General features: G+C 62.7%; 17 protein-coding genes. 9 read left to right on the top strand and 8 right to left on the bottom strand.

Annotated features, from left to right (window positions below):
- Positions 1-22: 22 nt before the first annotated feature.
- A complete protein-coding gene (locus tag B9A31_RS11540; RefSeq protein ID WP_084297001.1) occupies positions 23-1,582 on the bottom strand; it encodes a sigma-54-dependent transcriptional regulator in 1,560 nt (519 codons plus the stop codon).
- A gap of 255 nt (positions 1,583-1,837) precedes the next feature.
- Here B9A31_RS11540 and phhA point away from each other — a divergent pair, with 255 nt between their 5' ends.
- The 4 genes from phhA (at position 1,838) to B9A31_RS11560 (ending at position 4,620) form a co-directional block, all read left to right on the top strand.
- Positions 1,838-2,626, top strand: a complete 789-nt coding sequence (phhA, locus tag B9A31_RS11550) for a phenylalanine 4-monooxygenase (RefSeq protein WP_084297002.1) — start codon at positions 1,838-1,840, stop codon at positions 2,624-2,626.
- A gap of 38 nt (positions 2,627-2,664) precedes the next feature.
- Entirely contained in the window at positions 2,665-3,021 is a 357-nt protein-coding gene (locus B9A31_RS11555; protein ID WP_003254532.1) for a 4a-hydroxytetrahydrobiopterin dehydratase, read from the top strand.
- 190 nt (positions 3,022-3,211) lie between these two features.
- Positions 3,212-3,340, top strand: a complete 129-nt coding sequence (locus B9A31_RS27480; protein WP_016488505.1) for a hypothetical protein — start codon at positions 3,212-3,214, stop codon at positions 3,338-3,340.
- A gap of 92 nt (positions 3,341-3,432) precedes the next feature.
- Positions 3,433-4,620, top strand: a complete 1,188-nt coding sequence (locus B9A31_RS11560) for an MFS transporter (protein ID WP_027615318.1) — start codon at positions 3,433-3,435, stop codon at positions 4,618-4,620.
- 39 nt (positions 4,621-4,659) lie between these two features.
- On the opposite strand, the gene B9A31_RS11565 is transcribed toward B9A31_RS11560, so the two are convergent.
- A complete protein-coding gene (locus B9A31_RS11565; protein WP_084297003.1) occupies positions 4,660-7,680 on the bottom strand; it encodes a D-2-hydroxyglutarate dehydrogenase YdiJ in 3,021 nt (1,006 codons plus the stop codon).
- Positions 7,681-7,832: 152 nt separating this feature from the next.
- On the opposite strand from B9A31_RS11565, the gene B9A31_RS11570 reads away from it, so the two are divergent.
- Entirely contained in the window at positions 7,833-8,717 is an 885-nt protein-coding gene (locus B9A31_RS11570; protein WP_016711859.1) for a LysR substrate-binding domain-containing protein, read from the top strand.
- Between the two features lie 77 nt (positions 8,718-8,794).
- Here B9A31_RS11570 and B9A31_RS11575 read toward each other — a convergent pair whose 3' ends face one another.
- The 6 genes from B9A31_RS11575 to B9A31_RS11600 all read right to left on the bottom strand — a co-directional run bounded on the left by B9A31_RS11575 (position 8,795) and on the right by B9A31_RS11600 (position 15,195).
- Complete coding sequence (locus tag B9A31_RS11575; protein ID WP_161751068.1) at positions 8,795-10,213, bottom strand: amino acid permease; 1,419 nt, start codon at positions 10,211-10,213, stop codon at positions 8,795-8,797.
- A 637-nt stretch (positions 10,214-10,850) separates the two neighbouring features.
- Complete coding sequence (rluB, locus tag B9A31_RS11580; protein ID WP_012273579.1) at positions 10,851-11,918, bottom strand: 23S rRNA pseudouridine(2605) synthase RluB; 1,068 nt, start codon at positions 11,916-11,918, stop codon at positions 10,851-10,853.
- Positions 11,919-12,083: 165 nt separating this feature from the next.
- Positions 12,084-12,854 (bottom strand): SMC-Scp complex subunit ScpB, encoded by a 771-nt coding sequence (gene scpB, locus B9A31_RS11585; protein ID WP_019099119.1) that lies wholly within the window; start codon positions 12,852-12,854, stop codon positions 12,084-12,086.
- Positions 12,841-13,566 (bottom strand): segregation and condensation protein A, encoded by a 726-nt coding sequence (locus tag B9A31_RS11590; RefSeq protein ID WP_161751096.1) that lies wholly within the window; start codon positions 13,564-13,566, stop codon positions 12,841-12,843. The genes scpB and B9A31_RS11590 overlap by 14 nt, the downstream gene beginning before the upstream one ends.
- A 125-nt stretch (positions 13,567-13,691) precedes the next feature.
- Positions 13,692-14,321 (bottom strand): L-threonylcarbamoyladenylate synthase, encoded by a 630-nt coding sequence (locus tag B9A31_RS11595; RefSeq protein ID WP_033693405.1) that lies wholly within the window; start codon positions 14,319-14,321, stop codon positions 13,692-13,694.
- A 13-nt stretch (positions 14,322-14,334) separates the two neighbouring features.
- Positions 14,335-15,195 carry a PHP domain-containing protein gene (locus B9A31_RS11600; protein ID WP_019099116.1) on the bottom strand — a complete coding sequence of 287 codons (861 nt, stop codon included), beginning with the start codon at positions 15,193-15,195 and terminating at the stop codon, positions 14,335-14,337.
- Positions 15,196-15,262: 67 nt separating this feature from the next.
- On the opposite strand from B9A31_RS11600, the gene B9A31_RS11605 reads away from it, so the two are divergent.
- From B9A31_RS11605 to B9A31_RS11620, 4 genes are all read left to right on the top strand, one after another.
- On the top strand, positions 15,263-15,856 hold the full coding sequence (locus tag B9A31_RS11605) for a septation protein A (RefSeq protein WP_019099115.1): 594 nt from the start codon (positions 15,263-15,265) through the stop codon (positions 15,854-15,856).
- Between the two features lies 1 nt (position 15,857).
- Positions 15,858-16,157 (top strand): YciI family protein, encoded by a 300-nt coding sequence (locus tag B9A31_RS11610; protein WP_012273585.1) that lies wholly within the window; start codon positions 15,858-15,860, stop codon positions 16,155-16,157.
- Between the two features lie 143 nt (positions 16,158-16,300).
- The gene (locus B9A31_RS11615; RefSeq protein ID WP_016711866.1) at positions 16,301-16,978 is read left to right on the top strand and encodes a response regulator transcription factor; all 678 of its coding nucleotides are present in this window, start codon (positions 16,301-16,303) and stop codon (positions 16,976-16,978) included.
- A gap of 160 nt (positions 16,979-17,138) precedes the next feature.
- Positions 17,139-17,555, top strand: a complete 417-nt coding sequence (locus B9A31_RS11620) for a Spy/CpxP family protein refolding chaperone (RefSeq protein WP_019099114.1) — start codon at positions 17,139-17,141, stop codon at positions 17,553-17,555.
- Positions 17,556-17,597 lie beyond the last annotated feature (42 nt).

The raw sequence follows: 17,597 nt of genomic DNA on the forward strand, positions 1-17,597 counted from the left end.
TTTCACCTTTTGCAAAGCCCAATTAATCGACAGACTTGCCAAGCGAATAATCCCTTAACTTGTTTGCGATGGTTGTATGCGAAACGCCCAGCCTTTTCCCTAAAGCCCGGCTACTCGGAAACTCCCCCATCAAACTTTCCAGCACCGCTTTTTCAAAGCGCCCGACAATCTGCGAAAGATCGCCCTCCAGCGAAAACTCACCCAACGGTTGCCGCGCGCCATAATCCGGCAAACGTATATGCTCGCTTTTAACCACGCCGCCTTCACATAAAGAAATCGCCTGGAACAATACGTTTTCCAACTGCCTTACATTGCCCGGCCAATGGTATTGCCCAAGTTTGTCCATCGCGGCCGGCGCCAGGCGCGGCATGGCACAGCCGATTTGTCGGCTGGCCTGGTCGAGAAAGTGCTGCACCAACCCTTCCAGGCCATCCATGCATTCGCGCAAAGGCGGAATGTGCAGCGACAACACGTTCAGGCGGTGATAAAGGTCCTGACGAAACTCGCCGCGCGCGCACAACTCGGACAAATCCACTTGGGTCGCGCAGATCACCCGCACATCCAGGTACACCTCTTCATCGCTGCCTACCCGGCGGAAACAGCCGTCCTGCAAAAAGCGCAGCAACTTCACCTGCAGGCGCGGGCTCATCTCCCCTACCCCGTCAAGGAACAGCGTGCCGCCTGCGGTCAGTTCCAGCAGCCCCAGCTTGCCCTCTGCCCGCGCACCTTCGAATGCCCCGGGGCCGTAACCGAACAGCTCGGTTTCGGCCATCGACTCGGGCAAGCCGGCGCAATTGAGCGCCATCAGCGGCGACTGCCCACGGGGGCTGGCCAGGTGGCAGGCGCGCGCCAGCAGCTCCTTGCCAGTGCCGGTCTCACCCTCGATCAGCAGCGGCGCATCCAGCGGCGCCATGCGGCGGGCCTCGCGCACCACGGCGGCCATCACTCGCGAGCTTTGGAAAATGCTGTCGAAGCCTCGCAGTTCCTGCTTGCGCACGTTGTAGATGCGTTCGCCAATGCGGTCGGCACGGTGCAGGGTGAGTACGGCGCCAGCCAACGCCTCGCTGTCGTCGTGCTCGGACTGCAGCGGTGCGATATCCGCCAGGAACACATCACCTTTGACCTTGATACGCAGGCCATTGATGCGCGATTTGTTCGCCCGCACCAACTCCGGCAGATCGAAGTCTTCCACATAGCGCGCCAGCGGCATGCCCGGCACCTCATCCACGCGCACCCCCAGCAACTGCGCTGCGGTGCGGTTGGCGGCGACGATGCTGCCGCCCATGTCGATCGACAGCACCGGGAAGTCCAGCGCCCCGAGCAAGGCATTCAGCTCCATGTGCCGGCGTTCGCTGGGCATCAGACCCACGCGCTTGACGCCAAATACCCCGGCAATCGCCTCGAACTTCGGTCGCAAGGCCTGGAACTGCAGGTTGATCAGGTTCGGGCAGTGCAGGTAGATGGCGTTGCCATGGTCACCGCCGACCTCGCCCCGCAGCACGTTGATGCCGTACTCCACCAGCAGGTTGAGGATGTCGCGCAGGATGCCAATGCGGTTCTGGCAATGCACTTTGATACGCATGAGGGCTCTCGAAGCGCCAATGTTTTTCAACATTGCGCGGAAAAGTCGTAAAGATAAGCTGACAAAAACAGCGTAACCATCAGCCGTACGCCCCGAATTTTCCGACACCCAGGCTCTTTTGTAAAATTATCGTTACGAAATCCGCTTCACCCGCTGGCGCGGCAGCCGCTTGCACCCGTGCAAAACGGCCAGTGAAGGGATATTCCTTAGGCATGTCCTGCACATAACAAGAAAAGCCCTCACCAGGAGAGCCTCATGAAACAGACGCACTACGTGGCACGTGAGCCCGATGCGCATGGTTTTATCGATTACCCGCAGCAAGAGCATGCGGTATGGAACACCCTGATCACCCGGCAGCTGAAAGTGATCGAAGGCCGCGCGTGCCAGGAATACCTGGACGGCATCGACCAGCTCAAGCTGCCCCATGACCGTATCCCGCAACTGGGCGAGATCAACAAGGTGCTGGGTGCCACCACCGGCTGGCAGGTTGCCCGGGTTCCGGCGCTGATTCCCTTCCAGACCTTCTTCGAATTGCTGGCCAGCAAACGCTTCCCGGTCGCCACGTTCATCCGCACCCCGGAAGAGCTGGACTACCTGCAAGAGCCCGATATCTTCCACGAGATTTTCGGCCACTGCCCGCTGCTGACCAACCCATGGTTCGCCGAGTTCACCCACACCTACGGCAAGCTCGGCCTGGCGGCAACCAAGGAACAACGCGTGTACCTGGCGCGCCTGTACTGGATGACCATCGAGTTTGGCCTGATGGAAACCGCCCAGGGCCGCAAGATCTATGGCGGCGGCATCCTCTCGTCACCGAAAGAGACCGTCTACAGTCTGTCTGGCGAGCCTGAACACCAGGCCTTCGACCCGATCGAAGCCATGCGTACCCCGTACCGTATCGACATCCTGCAGCCGCTGTATTTCGTGCTCCCCAACATGAAGTGCCTGTTCGACCTGGCCCACGAAGACATCATGAGCATGGTCCACAAGGCCATGCAGCTGGGCCTGCACGCACCGAAGTTTCCACCCAAGGTCGCTGCCTGAGCGACCCTGCCGATAACAACTCGAACCGGAAAACACCCATGAATGCCTTGAACCAAGCCCATTGCGAAGCCTGCCGCGCTGACGCTCCAAAAGTCACCGACGAAGAGCTGGCCGAGCTGATTCGCGAAATCCCGGACTGGAACATCGAAGTACGTGACGGCCACATGGAGCTGGAGCGCGTCTTCCTGTTCAAGAACTTCAAGCACGCCCTGGCGTTCACCAACGCCGTAGGCGAAATCGCCGAGGCCGAAGGCCACCACCCTGGGCTGCTGACCGAGTGGGGCAAAGTTACCGTGACCTGGTGGAGCCACTCGATCAAGGGCCTGCACCGCAACGACTTCATCATGTGCGCCCGCACCGACAAGGTGGCGGAAACGGCCGAAGGCCGGAAGTGATCGCTGAAAAAAGGGGCCGCAATCGGCCCCGTTTTTTTATGACTAATGTGCGCTGTTCGCCCGCAAAACCGACAAACGAGCGGTAAAAAAACCAAACTGTCATCCAGACTTGTGTATCCTGCCCCAGCTTTGCGAAGCTTCAACCGCGCCTGGCGCAGACTTTTCACTCACACTTGCGAGGAACGACGAGATGCACGAAATCCCGAATCTTCCCTTCCCAAGCCTGAACCCAGAAGAGCCATCCGTGACCGTTCACGCCGAACCGGCAGCTGCCGTCGAGCAGGATGGTGACGATCAATCCAGCGCTGACCAGGAATAAATCGCGCAACCTCCAACAGTGTGAAAACGGCTGACCTGCGGGCTACCCCCGTCATCACGTTTTCACACTGTCCAGAACCCTCGCAGGCCCCCATGCCCGAATCACCGCGCCCCCTTGCGGTCACACTGCAAGTCGTCTCCATCGTCCTTTTCACCTTCATTGGCTACCTCAACATCGGCATCCCGCTGGCCGTGTTGCCCGGCTATGTGCACAACGACCTGGGGTTCAGCGCCGTGGTCGCGGGCCTTGTGATCAGCGTGCAGTACCTCGCCACGCTGCTCAGCCGCCCCTCCGCCAGCCGCATCATCGACAACCACGGCAGCAAGAAGGCGGTCATGTACGGCCTTGTAGGCTGCGGGCTTAGCGGGGTGTTCATGCTGGCCTGCGCCTTCCTCACCCACCAGCCCTGGCTGAGCCTGGCCTGCCTGCTGGTCGGCCGGCTAGCACTGGGCAGCGCCGAAAGCCTGGTAGGTGCGGGCGCGATTGGCTGGGGCATCGGTCGGGTGGGCGCTGAAAACACCGCCAAGGTCATCTCCTGGAACGGCATCGCCAGCTATGGCGCACTGGCCGTCGGTGCACCGCTGGGCGTGCTGATGGTCAAGAGCCTGGGGCTGTGGAGCATGGGCGTCAGCATTATCCTGCTGTGCATCCTCGGCCTGCTGCTGGCCTGGCCGAAACAGGCCGCCCCTATCGTCAGTGGCGTACGCCTGCCGTTCCTGCGCGTGCTGGGCAAGGTGTTCCCGCACGGTTCGGGACTGGCCCTGGGCTCGATCGGCTTTGGCACCATCGCCACGTTCATCACCTTGTACTACGCCAGCCGCGGCTGGGCCAATGCCGCGCTGACCTTGAGCCTGTTCGGCGCCAGCTTCATCAGTGCGCGGCTGCTGTTTGGCAACCTGATCAACCGCATTGGCGGGTTCCGGGTGGCGATTGCCTGCCTGTCGGTGGAAACACTGGGGTTGGTGATGCTGTGGCTGGCGCCCAGCGCCGAGTTGGCCTTGGCAGGAGCAGCGCTTAGCGGGTTTGGCTTCTCGCTGGTGTTCCCGGCGCTGGGTGTGGAGGCGGTGAATCAGGTGTCGGCGGCCAACCGCGGGGCGGCTGTGGGGGCGTATTCGCTGTTCATTGACTTGTCGCTGGGGGTGACCGGGCCACTGGTGGGCGCGGTGGCGGCGGGGTTCGGGTTTGCTTCGATGTTTCTGTTTGCGGCGGGTGCGGCGGGTTGTGGGCTGGTGTTGAGCCTGTATCTGTACAGGCAGGTGCGGCGGCATCGAGATCATTGAAAGCTGGGGGCTGCCTGGCAGCCCCCGAAGCCCTGAACGTTAACGCTGGGCGTACTGCAACACCACTTCAAGCGGGTGGCGCATCTTGCGCTCGGTCATGCGCTTGACCTGGCTGCGGCACGAGTAACCGGTCGCCAGCGGCTCTCCTTCCTTGTCCAGCTTGGTTGCCCAGCTTTGCTCGAAGATGGTCCGCGAAGTCTCCTGGTTACGCGCCTCGTGGCCGTAGGTCCCCGACATACCGCAGCAACCCGTCGCCTCGGTCACCAGCTTCAGGCCCAGGCGGGCAAACACCTGCTCCCACTGTTTGGTACTGGCCGGCACGTTGGTCTTCTCGGTGCAGTGCGCCATCAGGCGGAAGTTGCCCGGTGCGGTCGGCGCCTGCTCGGGCAGCACGTCCATCAGCCATTCCTGCGGCAACAGCACCTTCGGGCAACCGTCCAGCCCCGGCACTTTCTGGTACTCCTGGCGGTACACCAGGGTCATCGCCGGGTCCAGCCCCACCAGAGGCACACCGCAGTCGGCCAGGGCCTTGAGCTGGGTAGCGTTACGGATCGCCGCCTTGGCGAACGCCCCCAGGAAGCCCTGTACATGCAAAGGCTTGCCGTTGGCACTGTAAGGCGCCAGGAATACCCGGTGGCCCAGGCGGTGGGCCAGGTCGATGAAGGCTGACAGCAGCGGGGTCTCGAAATAGCGGGTGAAGGCGTCCTGCACCAGCACGATGCTGCGCTCGCGCTGGGCCGGGGTCAGTTCACGCAGGGCCGGCACACTGGCCACGCCGACACGGCAACGGGTCAGCGTGGACTGGAAGTTGAAGCGGCTGATCAACGGGCTGTCGACCATGCCAATGCTGTCGGCCAGCAGCTTGCTGACCCACTTAGAGCCCATGACCGCGTTGTACAGGCCCGGTGCGTGGGCCAGGTACGGGATGGTGAATTCCAGCGAGCCGATCAGGTAGTCACGCAGCGGGCGCTGATAGCGGCCGTGGTACAGCTCGAGGAAGCGCGAACGGAAGTCCGGCACGTTGACTTTGATCGGGCACTGCCCGGCGCACGACTTGCACGCCAGGCAGCCGGCCATGGCGTCGTACACTTCGTGGGAGAAGTCTTCCTGCCCCTGGCTGCGCGCGCGGTTGTTGCGCAGGCGTGCCGGGAGGCCCTTGAGCCACGACACCTTGTTGCGGGCTGCGGCCAACACGTCGATGTTCGCTTCGCCTTGCAGGCGCAGCCACTCGCGCATCAGCGAGGCGCGGCCCTTGGGCGAATGCTGGCGCTCACGGGTGGCCTTCCACGACGGGCACATGGCGTCGTTGGGGTCGTAGTTGTAGCAGGCGCCGTTGCCGTTGCAGTGCACGGCACTGGGGAAGTCCTGCCACACGCGCTCGTCGATGGTGCGGTCGAGGTCGCCGCGCAGGGTTACGCCATCGACCGGGGTCAGGCCCTCGGCACTGCCCAGCGGTGTGCAGATCTTGCCGGGGTTGAGCTGGTTGTGCGGGTCGAAGGCGCCTTTCAGGCGCTGCAGCGCCGGATACAGCTCACCAAAGTACTCCGGCACGTATTCCGAACGCAGGCCTTTGCCGTGCTCGCCCCACAGCAGGCCGCCATAGCTTTTGGTCAGCGCGGCCACGGCGTCGGAAATCGGCTTCACCAGCGCGGCCTGGGCCGGGTCCTTCATGTCCAGCGCCGGGCGCACGTGCAGTACACCAGCATCGACGTGGCCGAACATGCCGTAGGCCAGGCCGTAACCGTCCAGCAGGGCGCGGAAGTCGGCGATGTAGTCGGCCAGTTGCTCTGGCGGTACCGCCGTGTCTTCCACGAACGGCTGCGGGCGCACCTCGCCCTCGACGTTACCCAGCAAGCCCACCGAACGCTTGCGCATCACGTAGACGCGGGTCACCGCCTCGGCGCCTTCAGCCAGCGTATGCCCCAGGCGCTCGACACTGGTATCCGCCTGCAAGTGCTCGACGAAGGCTTGCACCCGGGCGTTGACCTCTGCCGGCTCATCGCCGCAGAACTCCACCAGGTTGATACCCAGGGTCGGGCGGTCGGGGTCGGCCGGGAAGTACTCGGCAACGCTGTGCCAAACGATGTCCTTCATCGCCAGCATCAGCACCTTGGAGTCGACGGTCTCGATCGACAGCGGCTTGTGCGCCATCAGCGCATTGGCATCACGCAGGGCATCCATGAAGCTGGTGTAGCGCACGTTCACCAGTACCGCATATTTGGGGATCGGCAGCACGTTGAGCTTGGCTTCCACCACATAGCCCAGCGAGCCCTCGGCACCACACAGCACGCTGTTGAGGTTGAAGCGGCCCTGCTCATCGCGCAGGTGCGCCAGGTCATAACCGGTCAGGCAGCGGTTCAGCTTGGGAAAAGTGGTTTCGATCAGTTCAGCCTGGGTTTCCTGGATCTCCCGGGCCATGCGGTACACCTCGCCGACCCGGCCAGGTGCGGCACAGGCCTGTGCCAGCGCGGCATCGTCGATTGGCAGGCTGTGCAGGCGTTCGCCGCCGAGCAGCACGCTGTGCAGCTCCAGCACATGGTCGCGGGTTTTGCCGTAGGTGCAGCTGCCTTGGCCACTGGCGTCGGTGTTGATCATGCCGCCGACAGTGGCACGGTTGGAGGTGGACAGCTCAGGGGCGAAGAACAGCCCGTGCGGCTTGAGCGCGGCATTGAGCTGGTCCTTGACCGTACCGGCCTGCACCCGCACCCAACGTTCCTCGACGTTGATTTCGAGGATCTTGTTCATATGGCGCGACAGGTCGACGACGATGCCGTCGGTCAGCGACTGGCCATTGGTGCCGGTGCCACCGCCGCGCGGGGTCAGCTTGACGTTCTGGAAACGCGCCTCGCCCATCAGTGTGGCAACCCGCGCCACATCGTCGGCATCCAGCGGGAACACTGCGGCCTGGGGCAAGCGCTGGTAAATCGAGTTGTCGGTGGCCAACACCGTGCGGGTGCCGTAGTCGGCACTGATCTGGCCACGGAAGCCGCTGTTGCGCAGGGCTTCGAGGAATTCGGGGTAGTTGGCGCTCGGTGCAACGGTCGGCAGCTGGGCGATCATCGAAGGATGGCCTCTTGATATTGGCTAATTCACGGGACTCCTGTCGCTCCGGCATGGGTTGATGCATGCAGGGATGACGTATACGCCAATGTTCCTGTAGTTTCGCTTTAGGAGCAAACGGATAATCCTGCCGCTATCAATGACTTTTATGAATGAATTACCGCCACCTGACACCGTCCATGTCGCTGCTGTTGGCCTTCGAGGCCGCCGCCCGCCATGAAAGCTACACCCGCGCCGCCGCCGAACTGTCGCTGACGCAAAGCGCGGTCAGCCGCCAGGTGCAGGCGCTGGAACAGCAACTGGGCCTCACCTTGTTCCGCCGCGAAGGCCGCCAGGTACAGCTGACGGATGTGGGTCGCCTTTACCAACGCGAGCTCAGCGAGGCGCTGGGGCGCATCCGCAGTGCCACCTTGCAGGCGCTGGCGTACCAGTCGGGGGTCGGCACCTTGCGCCTGGCTACCCTGCCAACGTTCGGCTCGAAATGGCTGCTGCCACGGCTGCATGCGTTCTACAGCGCCCACCCGGGCATGCTGGTGCACATCCATTCACGTATCGAAGCCATCAACTTCGACACCAGCGAAATCGACGCCGCCATCGGTGTGGCCAGTCACGACCTGCCGGGGCTGATCTGCCATCGCCTGCATGCCGAGGAACTGGTGGTGATCCTGCCACCGGAGGCCGGGGCCGACAGCCAAGGCTGGAGCCCGGCACGGATCAGTGAAGAGGTGCTGTTGAATGTGGCCAACAACCCGCATGCCTGGGGCGAGTGGTTCTCGCACCATGGCCTGCCGCACCGGGCAATGCGCCTGGGGCCCAGCTTCGAGCTGACCTCGCACCTGATCCAGGCAGTGCGGGCCGGGATTGGTATCGGGCTGGTGCCGCGTATTCTGGTGGAAGAGGAGTTGGCCAAGGGTGAGCTGCACAGCCCGGGCGTGGCGTTTGCCAGCCAGCGTAGTTATTACCTGATCTACCCGCCCAGGAATGAGGCCTTGCCGTCGTTGCGGGCATTCAGGGGCTGGTTGCTGGAGCAGATCTGATGTGTTGCCTGCACAGGCAACAAAAAACCCGAAGCCAGTCACCTGACTTCGGGTTTTTGCATACGGCCTTGAGTTGCTTACTTGGCCACGTGACCCACAGCCCCACCGGCATTCATCCGGCGGCGCGGCTTGACCATGTAGACCACAAACATCCCGAACAACCAAACCGGCATGACATACACCGAAACCTGTATACCCGGAATCATCAGCATGATGCCGAGGATCAGCACCACGAAGGCCAGCACCACGTAGTTACCGTAGGGGTACCACAGCGCCTTGAACAGCGGCTTCTGGCCGGTACGGTCCAGGTGCTGGCGGAACTTCAGGTGCGAATAGCTGATCATCGCCCAGTTGATCACCAGGGTAGCCACCACCAGCGACATCAGCAGCTCCAGGGCATTCTGCGGCATCAGGTAGTTGAGCAGTACGGCCACGAAGGTAACGGCAGCCGACACCAGGATCGAACGCACGGGCACACCACGCTTGTCGACCTTGGCCAGCGACGCCGGGGCATCGCCCTGTTCGGCCATGCCCAGCAGCATGCGCGCGTTGCAGTAGGTGCCGCTGTTGTACACCGACAGTGCGGCTGTCAGGACCACGAAGTTCAGCAAGTGGGCAGCAACGTCACTGCCCAGCAGCGAGAACACTTGCACGAACGGGCTGCTGCCATAGCTGCCACCCGAGGCATCGATGCTGGCGACCAGGTTGTCCCATGGCGTCAACGACAGCAATACCACCAAGGCACCTACGTAGAAAATCAGGATACGCCAGATGACCTGGTTGATCGCCTTGGGGATCACGGTCTTCGGCTTGTCGGCTTCGGCAGCAGTGAAACCGAGCATTTCCAGGCCACCGAACGAGAACATGATGAACGCCAGGGCCATCACCAGCCCGCTGACACCGTTCGGGAAGAAGCCGCCGTGGGACCACAGGTTGGCGATGGTGGCATCCGGCCCGCCGCTGCCGCTGGTGAGCAGGTAGGCACCCAGGCCGATCATGCTGACGATGGCCACGACCTTGATGATGGCGAACCAGAATTCGGCTTCACCGAAGAACTTCACGTTCATCAGGTTGATGGCGTTGATCAGCACGAAGAACGCCGCCGCAGTGACCCAGGTCGGGATCTCCGGCCACCAGTAGTGGACATACTTGCCAACCGCCGAAAGCTCCGACATGCCCACCAGGATATACAGCACCCAGCAGTTCCAACCCGACAGGAAGCCGGCGAAGCCGCCCCAGTAGGTGTGTGCAAAGTGGCTGAACGAGCCGGCCACCGGCTCTTCGACAATCATCTCGCCAAGCTGGCGCATGATCATGAAGGCGATGAAGCCGCAGATGGCGTAGCCAAGGATCATCGACGGGCCGGCGGATTTCATCACGCCTGCCGAGCCGAGGAACAGGCCGGTACCAATTGCACCACCCAGGGCGATCAACTGGATATGGCGGTTCTTCAGGCCCCGCTTGAGCTCGCCTGAATGCATGTTTTGTCCACTCATGAACGAAGTCACCTGCATTGTTTTTATCTGTGACGGAATCGGACCCACCGCGCTCGTGGCGCAGCGGAATGGGCAAGGTGGTTACCTTGGGTTTCTTGACCTCAGGCGCCGCCGAAGCGGGTCAACCCGGCGTGATCAAGAGTGCGCGGTACGCAAAAGGGTCACAGGTAAAACGCGGCGCACTGTATACCCCTGCAAGCGCGCAGGCGTCAACGCGTTGCGCTCTTCCATCCGGAAAAAACGCAGCGATCCTGTGGTATGGGCCTTCAAAGGCAGAGTGATCGGCGTACATGGCGCCTCCATTTGTTGTTTTGTCAGCCAGGCTCTGTGGACGGGCTCTTGCACACGGCAATGGCGGCTATAACACCGTGGGGACGGGGGTTCGGGCAAGGGAGGGCAAGGTGGAGTTGGCGGGTTTGGCACATCGGTGACGGCAAGGTTTGTTTACACGATTGGGTTAAATCTGGAATCAGGGCTGAAACCGGCCATATTCGTATAAATTTCTTTACAAGCCGGTTCAAGAACTTGCCAGTCGTCAGAAAAATTCTTTTTGTTCAATATCTTGCCGTGCCCGCAATACATCGCAGGCATAAAAAAACCAGCCCGAAGGCTGGTTTCTCATCACCACGCAGGCCGATCAGCCACGCGGTTTACCGCGACCACGGCCTGCCGGCTTGTCACCTTCAGGCTTGGCCGGACGCTTGCGCATTTCGCTCGGGCGCTCGGCCACCGTGCTGCCGCGGGTGTTTTTACGCGGAGCCTCTTCACGCGGCTGACGCGCCGGGCGTTCACCGGTAGCGGCACCTTCGTGGGCCGGGCGCAGGTTGCGCACGCGCTCGCCACGGCCCAGCGGGCGGGTCGACTTGCGCTGCAGGCGCTCCATCTTGTCCTTGGCCTTGAGCTTCATGGCGGGCAGCGCAACCGGCTGCAGGCCCACTTCGGCGGCCAGGATGTCGATTTCGCCCTGGGTCATTTCACGCCAGCGGCCCATCGGCAGGTCGGAGTTGAGGAACACCGGGCCAAAACGCACGCGCTTCAGGCGGCTGACCACCATGCCCTGGGATTCCCACAGGCGACGCACCTCACGGTTACGGCCTTCCATCACCACACAGTGGTACCAGTGGTTGAAGCCTTCACCACCCGGTGCCTTCTGGATGTCGGTGAACTTGGCCGGGCCGTCTTCCAGCATCACACCGGCTTTCAGGCGCTCGATCATCTCGTCATCGACTTCACCGCGCACACGCACCGCATACTCACGGTCCATCTCGTAGGACGGGTGCATCAGGCGGTTGGCCAGTTCACCGTCGGTGGTGAACAGCAGCAGGCCAGTGGTGTTGATGTCGAGGCGGCCGATGTTGATCCAGCGGCCTTCTTTTGGCCGTGGCAGGCGGTCGAACACGGTCGGGCGGCCTTCCGGGTCGTCACGGGTGCAGATTTCGCCATCGGGCTTGTTGTACATGATCACCCGGCGAGTGGCCTCGGCGGCCTCCTCACGCTTGATCAGCTTGCCGTCTACGGCAATGGCGTCGTGCAGGTCGACGCGCTGGCCAAGGGTGGCCTCGACGCCGTTCACCTTGATGCGGCCCTGGCTGATCCAGGCTTCGACGTCACGGCGAGAACCCACGCCAATGCGTGCCAGCACTTTTTGCAGCTTTTCGCCGGATGGCGGGGTGATTTCGGTATCTTGCAGGTCTTGCTCACTCATCTGGGCACCTCCCGGTGTAGGAATGAAAACAGGTTTTTTGGCGACGAGCGCGCCAAAAGGCCGCGCATCATACGCGGTTCAGGGGAAGAACGCACTGGAGGGTAGAGGGTTTTGTGGGCTTTGGCTGGGGTTTCTGCCTAATGGTGGTGTATGGGCAACAGCAGATCAGGGCTGTAACTTGCCCTCTTCTTCCACCGAAGCCCCTGGTTCTTCCTCGCGCAAGTCATCAAAGTCGGTCTTCAACCCATCTTCCATGGCATCCAGCTCCACCAGCAAGCTACGGAAGCTGGTTTCCTCCTTCGGCTCAACACCCTCTTCTTCCTCCCCAAGGCTGGCATCTGCCAACGCCTGCAGGTGCGCCGGCACTGGCGCATCGTCCGGGTCGAGCACCGGCTCCGGCTCCATCTCGCGCAGCTCGGCCAAGGCCGGCAGCTCATCCAGGCTCTTGAGGTTGAAGTGGTCAAGAAACGCCTTGGTGGTGGCAAACATCGCCGGCCGCCCCGGCACTTCGCGGTAGCCGACCACGCGAATCCACTCGCGCTCCATCATGGTCTTGATGATGTTGCTGTTCACCGCCACGCCCCGCACGTCCTCGATCTCGCCACGGGTGATGGGCTGGCGGTAGGCAATCAGCGCCAGGGTTTCGAGCAGCGCACGTGAATAGCGTTGCGGGCGCTCTTCCCACAGGCGCCCGACCCAGGGCGCATAGTCCTCGCGGATTTGCAGGCGGTAGCCGCTGGCCACTTCCTTGAGCTCGAACGCTCGGCCATTGCACGACTTGCCCAGCACGTCCAGGGCCTGCTTGAACACCTTGGGCTCTGGGCGCTCGGCCTCTTCGAACAGCTCGTACAGGCGTTCCAGGGACTGCGGTTTGCCCGACGCCAGCAAGAAAGCTTCGATCAGCGACGCCAGGTCGCGGGGGTCATTCAGGTTCATCAGGTTCTTCAACAAGCGCCGGGCGGAGCCGCACGTGAATGGCGGCGAAAGGTTCATTCTGCACCAGTTCGATCAGCGATTCCTTCACCAGCTCGAGAATCGCCATGAAGGTGACCACCACGCCCAGCTTGCCCTCTTCGGCGGCAAACAACTCGACGAACGGCACGAAAGCACCGCCCTTTAGGCGCTCCAGCACCTGGCTCATGCGCTCGCGGGTAGACAGCGTTTCACGGGTGATCTGGTGGCTTTCGAACAGGTCGTTGCGGCGCATCACCTCGGCCATGGACACCAGCAACTCTTCCAGGCTCACTTGCGGCAACAGCTTGCGCACCTTGGCCTGCGGCGCCTCCAGGCGTGGCACCACCACATCGCGGCCTACCCGTGGCAATTCATCAATGCCTTCGGCGGCGGCTTTGAAACGCTCGTACTCCTGCAGGCGGCGGATCAGTTCGGCGCGTGGGTCGCCCTCCTCTTCCTCGACATCAGCCGAACGCGGCAGCAGCATGCGCGACTTGATCTCGGCGAGCATGGCGGCCATCACCAGGTACTCGGCGGCCAGTTCAAGGCGCACGCTTTTCATCAGCTCCACGTAGCCCATGTACTGGCGGGTGATTTCCGCCACCGGGATGTCGAGAATGTCGATGTTCTGCTTGCGGATCAGGTACAGCAGCAGGTCCAACGGGCCTTCAAAGGCCTCGAGGATGACTTCCAGCGCGTCCGGCGGGATGTACAGGTCCAGCGGCAGCTCGGTCAGGGCTTCGCCGTAGACCAGGGCCAACTGCAACTGCCGAGGCGCTTCGGCCTGTTCGGCCGGTGCCTCGGGCGTTTCCACCTGGCTCACGCGTTGACCAGGAACGGCGTGGGGTCGCCGCAGCCTTCGCGGATCAGCTCGGGCTCATCGCCGGAGAGGTCGATGATGGTAGAGGCCTTGAGGTCGCCGAAGCCGCCATCGATCACCAGGTCGACGTGATGCTCCAGGCGCTCACGGATTTCGTAAGGGTCGGTCATCGGCTCGGTGTCGCCCGGGAGGATCAGGCTCACGCTCATCAACGGCTCGCCCAGTTCGGCCAGCAGGGCCAGGGTGATGGCATGGGCCGGCACCCGCAGGCCGATAGTGCGGCGTTTATCGTGCAACAGCAGGCGCGGCACTTCACGCGTACCGTTGAGGATGAACGTGTAAGGCCCCGGCACATGCGCCTTGAGCAGGCGGAAGGTGCCGGTGTCGACCTTGGCGTACAACCCCAGCTGCGACATGTCGCAGCACATGAGGGTGAAGTTGTGCGTCTTGTCCAGCCCGCGCAGGCGCCGTACCCGTTCGATGGCCGCCTTGTCACCCATCTGGCAACCCAGTGCGTAGGCCGAATCCGTCGGGTACACCACCACACCGCCCTTGCGGATAATCTCGACAGCCTGCTTGATCAGGCGCTGCTGCGGGTTCTCCGGATGAATCTGGAAAAATTGGCTCACGTAGTCGTCCTGTTCATAGCGCCAAAGGCTGTTCATGGCTGAATCGACGCCACAGAGGTGGCAAGTCCTCGGGCAAAGGCCGATAGGCACCGATCTCGCCCCAGGTGCCGGGGCCGTGGAAGTCACTGCCAGCGCTTGCCAGCAGGCCGAACTCACGGGTGAGGATGGACAGGGTGCCCACCTGCTCGGCCGGCATCATCCCGTTGACCACCTCAAGTGCCTGCCCGCCTGCCTGAATATAGTCGGCAATCAACCGTCTGCGCTTGCTGCGGGTCAGATCGTAATGCATGGGGTGCGCCAGGCTCACCCACGCTTTGGACTGGCGCAGGGTGGCGACAGTTTCGTCGAGGGTCGGCCAGTGCTGCTTGACGTCGCCCAGCTTGCCGGCGCCCAGCCACTTGCGAAACGCTTCGCCACGGTCCTTGACGTGCCCGGCGCGCACCAGGTACTCGGCAAAATGCGGGCGCGCCGGGGCGTTGCCGCTGTCGCCCAGCTCGTGCTGCACGGCACGGGCGCCTTCGAGGGTGCCAGGCATGCCCTTGGCGGCCAGCCGTTTGTCGATTTCTTCGGCGCGCAGCCAGCGGCCACGGTGCAACGCTTCGATTGCCGCCAGCAAAGGCGGCGCGTCGAGCGGGAAGTCATAGCCCAGCACATGGATGGTCGCACCACCCCAGGTGCACGACAGCTCGACGCCGCTCACCCAGCGCATGCCCCGCTCGATGCAGGCCTGGCGTGCTTCGGGCAGGCCTTCGATGGTGTCATGGTCGGTCAGTGCCAGCGTTTGCACCCCGTGCTCATGGGCCCGGGCAACCAGTACCGAGGGCGACAGGGCGCCGTCGGAGGCCGTGCTGTGACAGTGCAGATCAACATTCATGGAGGAGCGCTTTCGCTGGAATCGATGTTTGTTATTATGCCGTCACATCCCGATTCTGGCTGCCATTGTGAAACAATTCATCGATTTCATCCCGCTGCTGCTGTTCTTCATCGTCTACAAGCTGGACCCGCGCCCCCTGGAAGTCGCCGGCCACAGCTTCGAATTCGGCGGCATCTACAGCGCCACGGCCATGCTGATCATCAGCTCGCTGGTGGTGTACGGCGCGCTGTTCCTGCGCCAGCGCAAGCTTGAAAAGGGCCAGTGGCTGACCCTGGTGGCCTGCCTGGTGTTCGGCGGCCTGACCCTGACGTTCCACAGCGAAACCTTCCTGAAGTGGAAGGCGCCGGTGGTGAACTGGCTGTTCGCCCTGGGCTTTGCCGGCAGCCACTTCATCGGTGACCGGGTGCTGATCAAGCGCATCATGGGCCACGCGCTGACCTTGCCCGATGTCATCTGGGCGCGCCTGAACGTGGCCTGGATTGCCTTCTTCCTGTTCTGCGGCGCGGCCAACCTGTTCGTCGCCTTCACCTTCCAGGACTTCTGGGTGGACTTCAAGGTGTTCGGCAGCCTGGGCATGACCGTGATCTTCCTGGTGGCGCAAGGCGTGTACCTGTCGCGCCACCTGCACGACGACCCTTCTACCTCCAAACCCAAGGATTGACATGCTCTACGCCATCATCGCCAGCGACGTCGCAAACTCCCTGGAAAAACGCCTGGCTGCCCGCCCGGCGCATATCGAACGCCTGCAGCAGCTCAAAGCCGAAGGCCGCGTGGTGCTGGCCGGCCCGCACCCGGCCATCGACAGCAACGACCCGGGCGAAGCGGGTTTCAGCGGTAGCCTGATCGTTGCCGAGTTCGAGTCCCTGGCTGCGGCGCAGGCTTGGGCAGATGCCGATCCGTACATTGCTGCGGGCGTTTACGACAAAGTCGTGGTCAAGCCATTCAAGCAAGTACTGCCGTGATCCAAGACCGTGTCGCCTGCTTCGCGGTCTCGCCCGCGAAGCAGGCGACACGGTAGAGGCAGTTACACAGTTGCCATCAGTCTGCGGTATCTTTGCCACTGGCGGGCCGAATAGCCGCCGTCAATGGTTGAAATGAGTGAGTCATGAGCGAGCTGTTACTGATTGATGATGACCAGGAGCTGTGCGAGCTGCTCAGCAGCTGGCTGACCCAGGAAGGGTTCACCGTACGTGCCTGCCACGATGGCCAGAGCGCACGCCAGGCCCTGGCCGAACACGCCCCGGCGGCCGTGGTGCTGGATGTCATGCTGCCCGACGGCAGCGGCCTGGAACTGCTCAAGCAGTTGCGCAGCGAACATACCGAACTGCCGGTATTGATGCTCTCCGCCCGTGGCGAGCCGCTGGACCGCATCCTTGGCCTCGAACTGGGTGCCGACGACTACCTGGCCAAACCCTGCGACCCACGTGAACTCACCGCCCGCCTGCGCGCCGTACTGCGCCGCAGCCACCCCACCGCCACCACCAGCCAGGTGGAGCTGGGCGACCTGGTGTACAGCCCTGCCCGTGGCGTGGCCAGTATCGATGGCCGCGAAATGACCCTGACCCTGTCCGAAAGCCGCATTCTCGAAGCGCTGCTGCGCCAGCCCGGCGAGCCGCTGGACAAACAAGAACTGGCGCAGATCGGCCTGGGCCGCAAGCTGACCCTGTACGACCGCAGCCTGGACATGCACGTCAGCAACCTGCGCAAGAAGATTGGCCCCCACGCCGATGGCCGGCCACGCATCGTGGCGTTGCGCAGCCGTGGCTATTACTACTGCCTGTGACATCGCCGGGGCCGCTGCGCGCCCCTATCGCGGCACAAGGCCGCTCCTACACAGGCTAATCATCTTTACCTTGCCTTTACCCTCTGCTGACTGCGCTTGACGGTGATCTCCCTAGACTGTGCTCATCCGGTAACCACCGGCCTATGAAAGGAGAGACACCATGCGCAAGACCCTTATCGCCCTGATGTTCGCCGCCGCCCTGCCGACCGTGGCCATGGCCATGCCTGACGGCGGCCCGCGTCACGACGGCCCGCATCATCGCGGTGATGCGCCTTTCCACCAGCTGGACCTGAGCCGCGACCAGCGTCAGCAGATCGGCAAGCTGATGGGCGAGCAGATGCAACAGCGCCGCGACATCACCGAGCGCTACCTGTCCAAGCTGCCGGCCGCCGACCAGAAAGCCATGAAGGACGAGCTGAAAGCCAGCCGCGACAAGACCGACAGCGCCGTGCGCAATTTGCTCAAGCCTGAGCAGCAGAAGAAGTTCGACGAACTGCAAAAGGAACGCGCCGCCAAGAAAGCCGAGTGGCAGGAGTTCCAGGCCTGGAAAGCTGAAAAAGGCACCAAGGCTCAGTAAGCTGTCTGCCCAATGCCCGGCCCGCATCACTGCGGGCCGGGC

Origin of the sequence: Pseudomonas sp. URIL14HWK12:I5 (assembly GCF_900176445.1) — a bacterium.
Classification (GTDB): Bacteria; Pseudomonadota; Gammaproteobacteria; order Pseudomonadales; family Pseudomonadaceae; genus Aquipseudomonas; species Aquipseudomonas monteilii.

Coding starts and splice junctions, on each gene's coding strand:
- B9A31_RS11540 (WP_084297001.1), bottom strand. CDS start 1,582: ATGCGTATCAAAGTGCATTGCCAGAACCGCATTGGCATCCTGCGCGAC.
- phhA (WP_084297002.1), top strand. CDS start 1,838: ATGAAACAGACGCACTACGTGGCACGTGAGCCCGATGCGCATGGTTTT.
- B9A31_RS11555 (WP_003254532.1), top strand. CDS start 2,665: ATGAATGCCTTGAACCAAGCCCATTGCGAAGCCTGCCGCGCTGACGCT.
- B9A31_RS27480 (WP_016488505.1), top strand. CDS start 3,212: ATGCACGAAATCCCGAATCTTCCCTTCCCAAGCCTGAACCCAGAAGAG.
- B9A31_RS11560 (WP_027615318.1), top strand. CDS start 3,433: ATGCCCGAATCACCGCGCCCCCTTGCGGTCACACTGCAAGTCGTCTCC.
- B9A31_RS11565 (WP_084297003.1), bottom strand. CDS start 7,680: ATGATCGCCCAGCTGCCGACCGTTGCACCGAGCGCCAACTACCCCGAA.
- B9A31_RS11570 (WP_016711859.1), top strand. CDS start 7,833: ATGAATTACCGCCACCTGACACCGTCCATGTCGCTGCTGTTGGCCTTC.
- B9A31_RS11575 (WP_161751068.1), bottom strand. CDS start 10,213: ATGAGTGGACAAAACATGCATTCAGGCGAGCTCAAGCGGGGCCTGAAG.
- rluB (WP_012273579.1), bottom strand. CDS start 11,918: ATGAGTGAGCAAGACCTGCAAGATACCGAAATCACCCCGCCATCCGGC.
- scpB (WP_019099119.1), bottom strand. CDS start 12,854: ATGAACCTGAATGACCCCCGCGACCTGGCGTCGCTGATCGAAGCTTTC.
- B9A31_RS11600 (WP_019099116.1), bottom strand. CDS start 15,195: ATGAATGTTGATCTGCACTGTCACAGCACGGCCTCCGACGGCGCCCTG.
- B9A31_RS11610 (WP_012273585.1), top strand. CDS start 15,858: ATGCTCTACGCCATCATCGCCAGCGACGTCGCAAACTCCCTGGAAAAA.
- B9A31_RS11615 (WP_016711866.1), top strand. CDS start 16,301: ATGAGCGAGCTGTTACTGATTGATGATGACCAGGAGCTGTGCGAGCTG.
- B9A31_RS11620 (WP_019099114.1), top strand. CDS start 17,139: ATGCGCAAGACCCTTATCGCCCTGATGTTCGCCGCCGCCCTGCCGACC.